Annotated in this window: 12 protein-coding genes and 1 pseudogene; 7 read left to right on the forward strand and 6 right to left on the reverse strand. The window is 64.3% G+C overall.

The annotated features are described in order from the left end of the window. Positions 1-1,477: pseudogene (locus QFZ70_RS03745) on the forward strand (dihydrolipoamide acetyltransferase family protein). 253 nt (positions 1,478-1,730) lie between these two features. Here QFZ70_RS03745 and QFZ70_RS03750 read toward each other — a convergent pair. After that, positions 1,731-2,252, reverse strand: coding sequence for a DoxX family membrane protein (locus tag QFZ70_RS03750; protein ID WP_307094156.1), 522 nt, complete (start codon positions 2,250-2,252; stop codon positions 1,731-1,733). Between the two features lie 99 nt (positions 2,253-2,351). Here QFZ70_RS03750 and QFZ70_RS03755 point away from each other — a divergent pair, with 99 nt between their 5' ends. From QFZ70_RS03755 to QFZ70_RS03770, 4 genes are all read left to right on the forward strand, one after another. After that, positions 2,352-2,930, forward strand: coding sequence for a TetR/AcrR family transcriptional regulator (locus QFZ70_RS03755; RefSeq protein ID WP_307094157.1), 579 nt, complete (start codon positions 2,352-2,354; stop codon positions 2,928-2,930). 185 nt (positions 2,931-3,115) lie between these two features. After that, positions 3,116-3,931, forward strand: coding sequence for an MBL fold metallo-hydrolase (locus QFZ70_RS03760; RefSeq protein ID WP_307094158.1), 816 nt, complete (start codon positions 3,116-3,118; stop codon positions 3,929-3,931). A 95-nt stretch (positions 3,932-4,026) separates the two neighbouring features. Beyond that, positions 4,027-5,259, forward strand: coding sequence for an acyltransferase (locus tag QFZ70_RS03765; protein ID WP_307094159.1), 1,233 nt, complete (start codon positions 4,027-4,029; stop codon positions 5,257-5,259). A gap of 10 nt (positions 5,260-5,269) precedes the next feature. Further along, positions 5,270-6,112: an SGNH/GDSL hydrolase family protein gene (locus QFZ70_RS03770; RefSeq protein ID WP_307094160.1), complete on the forward strand. Its 843-nt coding sequence runs from the start codon at positions 5,270-5,272 to the stop codon at positions 6,110-6,112. Between the two features lie 370 nt (positions 6,113-6,482). Here the strand turns inward: QFZ70_RS03770 and QFZ70_RS03775 are convergent, their stop codons facing one another. From QFZ70_RS03775 to QFZ70_RS03790, 4 genes are all read right to left on the reverse strand, one after another. Further along, positions 6,483-7,088, reverse strand: coding sequence for a hypothetical protein (locus QFZ70_RS03775; protein ID WP_307094161.1), 606 nt, complete (start codon positions 7,086-7,088; stop codon positions 6,483-6,485). A 197-nt stretch (positions 7,089-7,285) separates the two neighbouring features. Next, entirely contained in the window at positions 7,286-7,807 is a 522-nt protein-coding gene (locus QFZ70_RS03780; RefSeq protein WP_307094162.1) for a carboxymuconolactone decarboxylase family protein, read from the reverse strand. A 103-nt stretch (positions 7,808-7,910) separates the two neighbouring features. Further along, a complete protein-coding gene (locus QFZ70_RS03785) occupies positions 7,911-8,480 on the reverse strand; it encodes a TetR/AcrR family transcriptional regulator (RefSeq protein WP_307094163.1) in 570 nt (189 codons plus the stop codon). 255 nt (positions 8,481-8,735) lie between these two features. After that, complete coding sequence (locus tag QFZ70_RS03790; protein WP_307094164.1) at positions 8,736-9,587, reverse strand: SGNH/GDSL hydrolase family protein; 852 nt, start codon at positions 9,585-9,587, stop codon at positions 8,736-8,738. 171 nt (positions 9,588-9,758) lie between these two features. Here QFZ70_RS03790 and QFZ70_RS03795 point away from each other — a divergent pair, with 171 nt between their 5' ends. After that, positions 9,759-10,877, forward strand: a complete 1,119-nt coding sequence (locus QFZ70_RS03795; protein ID WP_307094165.1) for a glutamate--cysteine ligase — start codon at positions 9,759-9,761, stop codon at positions 10,875-10,877. Positions 10,878-10,961: 84 nt separating this feature from the next. Beyond that, positions 10,962-11,894, forward strand: coding sequence for a polyphosphate kinase 2 (gene ppk2, locus QFZ70_RS03800; RefSeq protein WP_307094166.1), 933 nt, complete (start codon positions 10,962-10,964; stop codon positions 11,892-11,894). A 56-nt stretch (positions 11,895-11,950) separates the two neighbouring features. On the opposite strand, the gene QFZ70_RS03805 is transcribed toward ppk2, so the two are convergent. Next, on the reverse strand, positions 11,951-13,213 hold the full coding sequence (locus QFZ70_RS03805; RefSeq protein ID WP_307094167.1) for a PP2C family protein-serine/threonine phosphatase: 1,263 nt from the start codon (positions 13,211-13,213) through the stop codon (positions 11,951-11,953). Between the last annotated feature and the right edge of the window lie 2 nt (positions 13,214-13,215).

Consider the following 13,215-nt stretch of genomic DNA (forward strand, 5'->3'; position numbering starts at 1 on the left):
ATGAGTGAAACTCGCGTGTTTTTGTTGCCGGACCTGGGCGAAGGCCTCACCGAAGCGGAGCTGGTGTCCTGGCACGTTTCGGTGGGGGACTCGATTTCCGTTGACCAGCCGATCGCCGAGGTGGAGACGGCCAAGTCCACTATTGAGGTGCCTTCGCCGTATGCCGGGATTGTGGCGGAGCTGCACGGGCAGCCGGGGGAGACGCTGGACGTGGGGAAACCGCTGATCTCGGTGACGCCTGCGGGCGCTCCTGCCGCCCCGGTGGTTGAGCCTGCTGAGACCGAGCTGGGGGAGCCCGTGGCTGAGCCGGTCGAAACTCCTGCCCAGGCCGAGGCTGAGTTGTACCGCGAAGAGGAAAAGGCCGGGCTCCGGCAATGTCCTGATCGGGTACGGAACTCCCGGCGGCCATGGCGTTGCGCGGCGGACGCGGGCACGCAAGTCATCGGCGCCTGCCGCCGTCACCCCCCTTCCCCTGGAGGATGGGGCGGCCGACGGCGGGACGGCGGCGGGTGCGGACGTGGACCTTTCGCTCCTGCGCACCCGGGTCCCCGGCAAGCTGGGCGCGGTGATCTCCCCGCTGGTCCGGAGGATGGCGCGGGAGCACGGCGTGGACCTTGGTGAGCTTCCCGGTTCCGGTGAAGGTGGCCTGATCATGCGCCGCGACGTGGAAGCAGCCATCACCAGTCCCACGCCGGTGGTTGAGCCTCGCGCGGTGGGTGCGCCTGCCGAAAACCAGGGCACCGAAACCCAGGGCACGGATGCCCGGACCGGCCTGGCGATCTCTGCCCGGACGCCTGTCCGGGGAGTACGCAAAGTTGTTGCCGCCAACATGGCCCGCAGCCGTTCGGAAATTCCCGAGGCAACTGTCTGGGTGGACGTCGACGCGACGGCGCTGATGGAGCTTCGCGAGGGGCTCAAGGCAGACGGATCTCAGGTGCCGGGCCTGCTCGCGTTCATCGCGCGCTTTGTCACCGCCGGGCTCAAGAAGTACCCGGAGCTGAACACCCGTATCGAAACTGCGGCCGACGGATCCCAGGAGATCGTCTCGTTCGACGGGATCAATCTCGGAATCGCCGCCCAGACCGACCGGGGCCTCGTGGTGCCGTCAGTCCGTGCGGCCGAGAAGCTGACCGCCCGCGAGCTGGACACGGAGATCCGGCGGCTCACCGACGTCGCACGCCAGGGCAAGGCCACGCCGTCGGAGCTGGGGAGCGGCACGTTCACCCTGAACAACTACGGGGTGTTTGGCGTGGACGGGTCCGCGGCGATCATCAACCACCCGGAGGTGGCCATCCTGGGCGTCGGCCGGATCATCGACAAGCCGTGGGTGGTGAACGGCGAGCTGGCCGTCCGCAAAGTCACTGAGCTGACGCTGACCTTCGACCACCGCGTCTGCGATGGCGGCACCGCCGCCGGCTTCCTCCGCTTCGTAGCGGACGCCATCGAAAACCCAACCGCCCTCCTCGCCGACATCTAACCCTGCCTACCCCAACCCTCTCTCACTTAATGTCGGTTTAAGTCCAACGCTCGCTCACCTAATGTCGGTTTATTTCCAACGCTCGCTCACCTAATGTCGGTTTAACTCGAACGCTCTCTCCATCGATGCCGGGACTCCCGCCAGAAGGCGGGCAGCACGGCGGCGGCCGCGTGCCGCCGTCGTACGCCCACGCCCAAACGGCGGCGGGCTCACCGGAAGATCTCCGGTTAGCCCGCCGTCGTGGCATGGTGCCTTACTGATGAAGGCTGTGAGGCTTCCTGGCGCGCGGCACCGTGCGGGTGGACGCTAACCGGCGGTGGGTTAGCGTCCTGGTGTACGGGAGTACCACGGCGATCGCGGCGGCGATGAATACCAGCTGCATCAGCGTCCGCGGCAGGAGCGCTGTGGCCGGGGCCCCGTTAACCATGAGTCCGGATAGCGCGGCATAGACGTTTGCCGGAAACATTGCCACCATCAGCAGGGCCAGTCCACCGGCCGCCCAGGGCGCGGTCCGGCGGTGGAGCAAACCCGCAGCCCCCAGCAGTTCCAGCACACCCGTCACGGTGACCAGCAGTTCGGGGTAGGGCAGGGCGGGCGGCACCATAGCGATAAGGTCACCGCGCATGTCATTGAAATGTGCCACCCCCGTGAGGACAAACATGGCTGCCAACCCGCCGCGCAGGCTGGTGTGCCAGGACCGGAGCCCCCGGATGCCGGCAGCGCCGGCGGTGCGTAGCAGGAGGGTGACGGCCAGGAGCGTGATAAGTGGTGCCATGATGCGTTCCTTTCAGGTGCATCGAGTCGATCTTGACACTGACTAGATTACTCAGGAGTGCGAACTTGTCAATGGCTAGATTGACACTAGGCTTGGGCTATGAGCACGCCTGCCACTTACCATCACAAAAACCTCCCGAGCACGATCATCAACGCCGCCCTTGACGTCATCGCGGAGTCCGGCCCGTCGGCGCTGAGCCTGCGCGATCTCGCCAGGCGCGCAGGAGTCTCCCATGCCGCTCCTGCCCACCACTTCAGGGACAAGGCAGGTTTGCTGACCGCCGTCGCGGTTCAGGGCTTCGGCCTTTTGGCAGACGCGCTGGCCGAGGCGCAGCAGCAAACGGGCGACTTCCTGGAGGTGGGTGTGGCCTATGTGGGCTTCGCCGTGGGGCACCCGGCCCATTTCGCCGTTATGTTCCGGCCGGAGCTGTACCGGGCAGATGACCCGGAATTGATCGCTGCGAAGGCGCTCGCCGGTGAGTCCCTTCGCCAAGGGGTGGCCCCGTTCGCGGCCTCGGAATCAGGTCCGGCGTCGCAGGACGCGGCACTGGCGGCGTGGTCCCTGGTGCACGGCTTCGCCACGCTTTGGCTCAGCGGCAACCTGCCTGCCGGACTGCCGGCCGATCCGCGGGAGGCTGCACGCCATGTCGCCTCAGTTCTGTTTGCCGGACGAGGGTAGCAGCGGAGGACTTTATTGCCCGCCAGCGAGGACGCCGTCATAGGTAAGGCGTACGACGGCGGTGCGCGCCGCCGTCGTGCGCGGGGGAGCTTTCCTCCGAGTGTTTTCCGGCAACTCCAAGAAGTGCTGGGTAGAATCGACGGCTAGACGAACGAACACTGCTTTGCCGGAGGTACGGAGTAACAATGTCAGAATGGCTCGAAGTCGGCGCGGACAACTATGTGCTGGTCACCGAAGGATCGCTGCTCAACACCGGACTGATCGTGGGAACCGAACGGGCCATGGTGATCGACACTGGCTGCGGCCCCAGGCAGGGCCGGGAGATCCTGAACGGGGTCCGGGAGAAAACTCAGCTGCCGCTCGTCGTCGTCAATACCCACGCCCATTACGACCACTTCTTTGGCAACGCGGTCTTCGCGGAAGCCGGCGTCACCGAATTCTGGGCCCACCAGAACTGCGCCACCGAAATCAGCGAACGCGGGGACCTGCAGCGCCGCTTCGTGGGCACGCTGGAACCGGAGATGTCCACCGGCGAAGGCCAGAACGTGGAACTGGTGGTCCCCAACGCGATCGTCAGGGACCAGCCGGTGCTGGTGGACCTCGGCGGGCTGACTGCCACCCTGTTCCACCTGGGCCGCGGCCACACCGACGGCGACCTGCTGGTGGGCACCCCCACCACCCTTTACGTTGGTGACCTCGTGGAGCAGGGCGCCCACCCGTCCTTCGAAGACTCCTACCCGGAGGAATGGGCGGACGCGCTCCGGCACACCTCGGCGCTGCGCCACCGCTACGAATTCCTCATTCCCGGGCACGGGAAGCCGTGCAGCGACGGGTTCGTCAAGACCATGGCCAACACCATGAGCACGGCGGTGCGCCAGGCCCGCGGGTCCATCCGCGACACCCCGAACGACGCTACCAAGGCCATCCCGGTTTTGCCCTACGGGCCGGAGCAGTCGCGCTGGTTCATCAAGCGGCTCCAGGAGACCCGCCGGGAGCACTAGCTGCTTCGCGAAGGCTGCGCCCAGCCGCCATTCAGCCCAGTTATAGAAACGTTATATATCCTTGCTGAGTGGTTTTTTCGTTAAGCAGTGGAAATTTGTCAGCTCCGGAACGTCCGGCGGTGCCCGAACCGGGGCTCATCTCCGGGCGTAAGCATGCTCTCGACGGGCTCCGGACCGTTGCCGTGGCAGGGGTCTTCTTCTTCCACACGGCAACTGCCCTGGTCCCGGGCGGATCCATCGGGGTGGACGTCTTCTTCACGCTCAGCGGCTTTGTGATCACCCTCCTGATCATGAAGGAGTACCTCGCCACCGGCAGGCTTCACCTGGGGATCTTCTACGCCAGGCGGCTCGCCCGGCTGTGGCCGGCGCTGCTTGCCCTGTGTGCGGTGGTTGTCTTCGTTGGCGTGGTCTTTCCTGCATCGAAGTGGGCCGGCCATGAGGAATTTGTCTTGCCCGCCGCTGCGTATGCGATGAACCTGGCCCGCTTCGGGATGTTCGGCGAGTCCATTGCCGGGGAGGCATTCGGCCCCACCTGGACCCTCGCCGTCGAGGAGCAGTTCTACCTGGTGTGGCCGCTGCTCCTCCTGGTACTGCTGCGGTTCTGGAAAGTCCGGACGGTCGCCTGGATCACCGCCGGCCTGGCGGCGGCATTCCTGCTGGAGCGTTCCGTCCTGGTGGCACTGGGAGCACCGCTGAACCGCATCTACAACGGGCCGGACACCAGGGCTGACGAGCTGCTGATCGGGTGCACCCTGGCCCTCATCTTCACGACAGTCCGCTCCGGCTCTCGCTTCCACGCGTCCCTTGAGGCTGCTGCCCGCCGCGCCGGACCGCCCGCGGCGCTCACCCTGCTGGCCGCCGTGTTCCTGCTGAAGGAACCGGACACCCCCGGCCCCTGGTTTACCGCCTTCTGGGCAGCCGGGCCTACTGTGCTGGCTTTGCTGGCAGCACTGTCCATCGGCTGGCTGGTCCTTTCCCCGGCCGGTTTCACTGCCCGTATCCTGAGCCACCCCTGGCTCGCTGGCCCCGGCCGCGACCTGTCCTACGCGTTCTACCTCTGGCACCTGCCCGTCTACCTGCTGCTCATGCCGCTCGTCTCCCCGCTGTGGCTGCGCGTCGTGTTGGCTGCAGTGCTGACCGTGCTGCTCGCCGGCGCGTCCCACCGCCTGGTGGAAACGCCAGTCCGCCGCTGGGCCAACAAAAGGTTCCAGCCCGCCGTCGTCCGTTCTGTCCCTGGACCCGCGCCGGAACACGAGCCGGCACCGGTAGAGGGGCGCCACCTGGCGTCCACTGGCGGAGGAGGGTTCCGGGCTATCCGCGGCCGGTAAGATATGCCGAGTGATCAGAAGCGGCGGGCGTCCCAGGATAACCAAGCAGGAGTGGGTCAAGTACGCTGCACTTTTTGTGCTGGCAGTGGCCGCCTTCGGGGTAGCAGCCATCGCCCTGATGGGTCCACGAGGCGCAGGTGAAGCACTCCCTGTGCCGGCAACCACGCTTGCTGCCACGCCGACAGGAGCTACTGCGTCTCCGACTCCCACACCCACGCCTACGGCAACGGCTGCGGCTACGGTCCGGCAGCTCAGTATTGAGCTGCCTGCGGAGCCCGTCCTCCTTATTGTTGGCGACTCGTACACTGCCGGTGTCGGTGCAGATCAGCCGGACCAGGGGTGGGCGAATCTCGTTGCCGGGCAGCTCGGATACCCCACCAACATCGACGGCGTGCCCGGAACCGGGTTCGCCTGGGGCGGCGGGGAGCAGGACGAGCAGGGTGGGGAGTACGAGGTCCGGTTGCGGGAGATTGCTGCCAACCCGGCCTTCGTGCCCAACCTGCTCATTCTTCAAGGCGGACAGAACGATTCCCTGGTCCCCGATCCCGCTGAGGTTGAAGCTGCCACCGCACAGACCATCGAGGCGGCCCGCAGGTTCTGGCCGGGCGTCCAGGTGGTGGTGCTTGGGCCGTCGGCGCCCCAGCCCGCTGCGGAGGAACTTCGCGGCGCCAACAGTGCCATCCGCGCTGGTGCCGCAGCTGCCGGCGCTCCATTTGTTAACGCCCTCGAGGCCGGCTGGTTTACGAGTGCCAACAGCCCGGACTTGAACTTCGACGGCATTCACCCAAACACCGCCGGCCACGCCTACATTGCTGAGAAGTTCCTGGAGTCCTGGGCCCGCCTGACCCAATGAGGACCCGGCGGTGTTGGCGTGGTCTAGCTGCGGATCTTCCTGAGCCGCAGTCGGCGTCGAGCCGGGGTCTGACCTGTTACTGGGCGGACGCGGCGCCAAGGCCTGTGGGGGCTGTGCCCGCCGGCGCGCTCAGGGGGTGCCGAAGCGGAAGCCACCAGAGTCGACCCATTGCGACGGCGTCGCAGCCGCAGGATCACGAATACCGTCACGCCCAGCCAGGCGAACGCTGCACCGAAAACCAGGACCAACGACGGGATCATTCGCATGGCTTAGTTTAGGCGCGCCGCGCACGTGCGTTCCTGCCGGATCCCAAGGGTTATTGACACGTTATTCAGTGGTGTGGCTGCCGGTTGTTATCTGCCGATGATGTTCACCAGTTCAAGGTCACGGACCGGTGTGGCTGTGCCGGTTTTGGTAGGTCCGGTTGGCTGCGGCGCGCGGTCGAGCGCATTGCCGCCGGCGAGCTTTCAGACGAAGGGGATCCCGGCGCGGTGTGACTTTGCTCCGCCGGGCCGGTCACTCGTACCCCGCCCACGGCTCCTGTCCAGGGCGTATCGCCCGGGCCGGGCAGGATTAGATGGGCGAAAACGTCCCCCTCCTGAAGTGCGATGACCTGTGAAGTGGTTCCGGCGCAATCCGGCGCGAGTTCGACCGGCCGAAAAGGGGCGCCGGGATGCTCCTGGCCCACGGAGATCCTCGCACCGGAAGCACCAACGCAGGCTGCAGTGATGGTGTACTGCCCGGATGCCGGCACCTTTGCTGTTGTGCCAAAGCCCCTGACCGGGCCATCCAGTGGCCCCACTTCGAAGAGGAGGACAGGCCCCGGCACTGTCCTGAGGAGCCGGTACAGCTCAGCGTAGTTCTTGGCTTCCTGCTCCAGAATCTGCGGATCACTGTACGGCTGGGAGGACCGTGAGCCGGGGGAGGGGCTGGCTGCTGGCGTCCGGACGGTGCCGGAACTAGCTGTTGTCTGCACGGGTTCGGGATAGTCGTAGCTGCATCCCGCTGTTCCGAAAAGAGGTATCAGCAGGCAAAGGGCGCATGCTGGCCGGTGCCACCTGTCCTTCGTTCCCACCCTTCCATGGTGCGCACGCACGCAGTTCAAAACAACCACGTGCCGCCCGGGTCCGGATCCGGCTTGGAAAGCTCCCCGCGATCCACGTCCGTGGCTGACTATTCGGGTTTGACCGCGTAGGCGCTGCTGATCGCTATCCGGTTGTACATGTTGATCGTCATCGTCAGCCAGGTTACGGCGGAGACTTGTCCGGGCGTCAGGTGCGCGGCTGCAGAGTTGTACCCTCCGGTGTTCGTGTGGGAGTCCTGGATGAGCGTGATGTATTCGCAGAGGTCCAGCGCAGAGCGCTCCTGGTCGTCGAAGTACATGCTTTCCCGCCAGGCGGGAAGCACGCTCAGCCGCTCGGGGCTCTCACCTTTAGTCAGCGCGTCCTTTGTGTGGATCCGCAAGCAGTAGGCGCACCCATTGATCTGAGAGGCGCGGATCTTGACCAGCTCGATGAGCAAAGGAGAAAGCCCTTCTGCCAGTGCCGTCCTGTGCGCTGCTCCCGCCGCTGTATTCAATGCCTTGTAGAGCTCCGGATGCACGGCGCCGACGTCGGTTCTGCGGGTCTTTGTTGCGGATGTGGCAGTGGTCATGGCGTCCTGGTTCTTCTGATTGATGGTGGTGGCGTGGCGCATACTTGCGCTGGTTCCACCATGCCTCCGGGGCGGGCCGCGGGCCGCACGAATGGGACGAACTGGTACCAAACGTTCCATCAGCCGGGGAACGGGGCTGGCAGCCCTACTTCTTGGGCTGGTCCCGGTATTCCCGTGTTGCCACGGCGGTCACCGCGAAGTCGGCCAGGTTCCGCAAGAACATACCCCCAATGTCCTGGCCCGTGGCGATCAGCCGGTGATGGATGGCACCGTACAGGGCGTCGGTCACCATGACCAGGTCCACATCGTCCCGGACCTGCCCGCAGCGCCGGCCCCGTTCGAGGATCATAAGGAAGCCTTGCCGGCGCTCCCGCAGCATTGTCTGCCGGAACTGGCCTGCAAATTCTTCATCCCGGATAGCTTCCGCCAGCAGGTTGGCCACGGTGGAGGCCGCTCCGCCGACCTTTAGGCAGTAGGTCAGTGCGACCAGGTAGGCGTGCAGGTCACGTGCCACATCGCCCGTGTCCTCAATGTCTGTCAGCAGGTTGGTTTTGTAGGTGAATGCTTCCAGTACCAGCACCTGACGCGAGGTCCAATAGCGGTAGAGGGTCGATTTGCTTACCCCCGAGGCGCGGGCCACGGCGTCGATGGTCACCGCTTCGTACTGGAGCCGGTCAATCAGGTTGCTTGCAGCCCGCAGCACTCGCAGGCGCACTTCCGCTTCACGGGAGAAAGGCGGTGGGTGGGCAGGATCGGCGCTCCGCCGCTGTGACCCACGGGCCGCGAGGTCTGGGCGCGTGGAAGGTGCAGAGCCCCTGTCATGACCTGGGTGCATCGACCGACTCCTTCGCCCTTTCCTGTTTCGCTGTCTGAGCCTACTCCTGGATCTTCCCTCTTCCCCGGCCTGGATTGGCGGTGTTCTTCACCCTTGTCTTGACGGAAGCCAGTGACCTGCTGGCCGGGATGTGGATCACCATGACGCCCGCCAGGTGAGCTCCGCCAGACTGGCTTGGCCTTCCAGGCTTGGGTGGAAATAATCGAGCACGCTCACGTCGCTTGCCGAGAACTTGAAGTTATACACAGCGTTGTTGTCCCAGCGGCAGTTCCTGTACTGGGAGCACGCCCGGGCAAGGATCTGGTTGAACGCGAGCTCCCGCTTGATGACCGACTGCCGCTGCTCCTCGGTGTTGTCGGCAGAAAGCATCGATGGGCAGGTGCCGCTGGACCATGCCTTGCGTGCTTCGGCGTTGTTTTCCAAAGTTTTCCAGAGCTGGTGGAGGTCCGGGATGCTGCTGACGAAGATGCGTGCCCTCGGCAGGCCGCTATTGAGCGTCGCCAAGGCGGTCTTGATGTGAAAAGAGAATTCTTCCTCGGATGTCATCGTGGCTGCAGATGAGGCGCAAAGGTCGTTTGCTCCGATCAGGATGGTCACATATTCCACGTTCTGCTTGACGGCCAGTTCGGCCTGGTCTGGAAGATCCCTGGCTCTGGACCCGCTGATGGCGTTGTTGTGGTTGCGGCCAGTGATAGCAGGGTCCAGCCCTGTCAACCGCTCATAGTGGCTGCTGACTCCATCGCCGGGAACGTGCCCAGTGGACCATGAGTGGAGCGAGTTGTCACCGTTGGAACAACACACTGCCAAGGCCCGGGTAATGGAGTCGCCCAAGGCTGCCATGGAGGTGGGCGGCGCCGAGGAGGTTGACGGGAGCGGAATCGGTGTCGGCTGCGCGGCCATGGATGCTGCGAGCACGACAAACGGCAGGAGCAGTAAGCGCGCAACTTTCGGCACGGCCACCTCCTTTGGGGCCGGTGGTGCGCTCATCGGCAACCGGCTCTGTCAGCCTGGCCGACCCGTACAAGCCGACGTTATGTCCTCTTTCTTGCCCGTGTCCAGCATCGTTTCGAGGACGTGTGGCACGCGAGGATCTACGCTCAAACAGCTGGCATTTAACCGGCTGTTGGCGAATTTTCAGGGACCGGGCAGACTTGCGTTATGCGAAGCTTCGGGGTGGAAGAGGAGTTTTTGCTCGTTGATGTCCAAATCGGGAACCACGCAGCGGTCGGTGAAAGCCTCGTTGCCGCCGCGTCCGCCAGGAACGCCACAGGAAGCGACGGCCGCTCAACGGCAACGCAAGGCAACACCTTGACCACTGAGGTGCAGCGCGAGCAGGTCGAAGCGGTTTCCGCCCCTTTCACTTGCCTGTCTGATCTTGCTGCTGCCCTCAAAGAAGGCCGGGCTGAAGCCAATCGCCAGGCTCTGGTCTTCGGAGCGAGGATCGCGGCTTTGGGAACTTCACCGCTTTCCGCGTTGCCTCATCTGGTCCAAACCTCCCGCTATCGCGCCATGGAAGCGCGCTTTGGGCTGCCGCTCCGGGAACAGCTGATGTGTGGTTTCCACGTGCACGTCTCCGTCAATTCTCCCGATGAGGGGGTGGCTGTCCTTGACCGGATCAGGATCTGGCTTCCGACGCTGATCGCCCTGTCCGCGAATTCACCCTTTTGGCAGGGCAAGGACACCGGTTATGCAAGTTTCCGCTATCAGGTCTGGAGACGTTGGCCAACAGCAGGGCCTACCGAGGTATTCGGTTCGGCCCGGGCTTATCAGGACCTGGTTGAGATGCTGCTCTCCTGCGACGTCCTCTTGGACCGTGGCCAGATCTACTTCGATGCCCGCCTTTCGGCAAACTATCCGACAATCGAAATCCGTGTCCCCGATGTCTGCACGGAAGCGGCCCATGCCGTAGCCCTAGCCGCCGTCGTACGAGCCCTGGTTGAGACGGCGGCCAAGGACTGGGCCGAGGGGAAACCGCCCCCTGCAGTTCCTGCCGAAATGCTGCGTCTGGCCTCATGGCGAGCCAGCAGGTACGGCCTCGAGGATGACCTCATTCATCCCGAGTTGAACCGGCCCCGTCCGGCAGAAGAAAGTGTGGCAGCTCTGTTGGAGCACATCGGGCCGGCCCTGTCGGAAACCGGAGACAGGTCACTGGTGGAGGAAACCATTCGGCAGATCCTTGCCGACGGGACAGGCTCGGTTCGGCAGAGAACCGTAATGAACGGTGCCGGAAACCTACGCAAAGTAGTTCTGGATGCTGCAGAACGTACTACCTCCTGAACCCATAGGAGGTACAGGCCCGCAGCCGACCCGCGTTGCTAAACTGTCGTCCGTAAGCGGCGCTACCTTGAGGAGGGCCGGACGGTGGAGGCAGCCACGCCCTGGACGCCCCATGACCCATGGTGGGTGCGGGACAACCTGCGCGAAGCCATCGACCGTCTCGTTGATTTGGGGTACACGGTCCGCGGGGGACAGGGTGAGGACCCGGAACTGATTGACCCGGGCGGATCGGCGGTGCAGACCTGGCGGGAAGACTATCCCTACGATCAGCGGATGTCCCGCGAGGAATACGAGGCCGAGAAATATCGGCTGCAGATCGAGTTGCTGAAGTTTCAGTACTGGGGCCAGGACCACGGACTAAAGAGCGTCATCGTATTCGAGGGCCGCGATGCCGCCGGTAAGGGCGGGACTATCAAGCGCTTCACCGAACACCTGGATCCCCGATCGGCCAGGACCGTAGCGCTGGGCAGACCCTCGGACCGGGAACAGGGCCAGTGGTACTTCCAGCGTTATATCCAACACCTGCCTACGGCCGGTGAAATCGTGATGTTCGACCGGTCCTGGTACAACCGTGCCAACGTGGAGCGGGTCATGGGCTTCTGTACTGAGGAGGAGTACGGCACGTTCATGTGGCAGGCGCCGCTGTTCGAAAAAATGCTCGTTGAGTCCGGAATCCAGCTGAATAAGTTTTGGTTTTCGGTCACCCGGCACGAGCAGCGTACCCGCTTCGCCATTAGGCAGATCGACCCGGTCCGGCGCTGGAAGCTCTCGCCCGTGGACCTTGCCTCCCTCGACCGATGGGAGGATTACACCGCGGCCAAGGAGGAAACATTTCTGCGCACCGACACCGACCACGCGCCATGGATGACAATAAAATCCAACGATAAGAAACGCGGCCGGATCAATGCCATGCGTTACTTCCTCAATCAGTTCGAGTACGACGGAAAGGACACCTCCGTTGTACACGATCCCGATCCGCTTATTGTCCGGCGGGGACGCGAAGCTGTCGGCGACTAACCATCAAATGAGCGGCTCAATCCGCAGGGCACATGGATCACAGGGAGTTTTCCTGCCTACGTGGCCAGTGATTTCCTGCGGACGGCGAGGACGGTCACGTCGTCGGGGTTGCTGTTTTCGGTGGCCTTGGCGGTAACGAAGTCCACAAGGTCTTGGGCGGAGGAGGCGGAAAGGGCCAGTTGGGCGACGTCGTTGACCGCGGCAAGGGTGCCGTCGTACAGATCCAGGACTCCATCGCTGAAACTGACGATCATGTCTCCGGGGTTGAGCAGGATTTCGTGGGATTCCCATTGGGTGTCCGGCATCAAGCCGACAGGGAGGTCCTTGGAGGCGAGGCGTTCCCAGGTCCGATTTGCCCGGATCAGGAGTGTTAACCCGTGACCGGCGTCGGAGTACAGTATCCGGCCGTCCTCGGCTCGGAGCCTTGCATGGAACAGGGTCGCGAAGGATGAAGCCTGGTCCAGGTCGGTGGCGAAGCAGTCCGCGGTGAGGGCCAGCGCTGTGACGGGGTCGTGGCTGTTTTTGGCGCTGCGGATGACGGCCCTGGTGGTCGCCGCGATCATGCCGGCTCCGGCGCCTTTTCCCATCACATCACCCAGGGTGAAGGCCAGGCCCCCGTCGATAACGTACCAGTCGAAGAAGTCCCCGCCGACGGCTCTGGAGGGAAGGCATGCCCCGGCGATTTCATAGCCGGGCAGCGGAGCGGTGCCTCGGGGTAGAAGGAATCGCTGGATTTGCGCTGCCCGGCTGAGTTCCTGGTCCGCGGCCGCGGCTTGCTCGCGGGCGGTCGCAAGTCTCAGGCGGGCCCTGCGGGCGAGGTCGTTCACGACCGCGGCGGCCAAGGCGAAGACCAGCGTACTGTAAAGGCCCCGCAACAGCTCGTTAGGGTTCTCGCCGATGCTTGAGCCCATCGCGAACGGGACGAGGATGGCGATTACTGCTCCCGCTACCGCGTAGCCCACGTAGCGCCGCCCGTTCAGTGAGGCGAACCAGAGCAGGGGCAGGAGCACCAGGGAGGCATAGATGGATTGACTATCCCCGGTGCCGTGGCGCAGGGCGCCGGCAGCAAGGAAGTCCAGTGCCGGTACGATCGTGGCGAAACGGGTAAGAGCTGGCCGGGCAAAGGCCACGGCCAGCACCGTTGCCAAGGTGACCAGAGCCGTTCCCGCTGTCAGAGCGGGCCAACTGCTGACGGTCAGCGTGCTGATCGAGGCGCTCATCGCCGCGGCCAGCACGAACAGAACGACAATCGGGGCCTGCTTCAGGGCCGGTGAGAGTTCATCCAGTCCTGCCAGCTTCTCCACGGGACTGGAAATCATCG

It is taken from the genome of Arthrobacter sp. V1I9 (assembly GCF_030817075.1).
GTDB lineage: Bacteria > Actinomycetota > Actinomycetes > Actinomycetales > Micrococcaceae > Arthrobacter.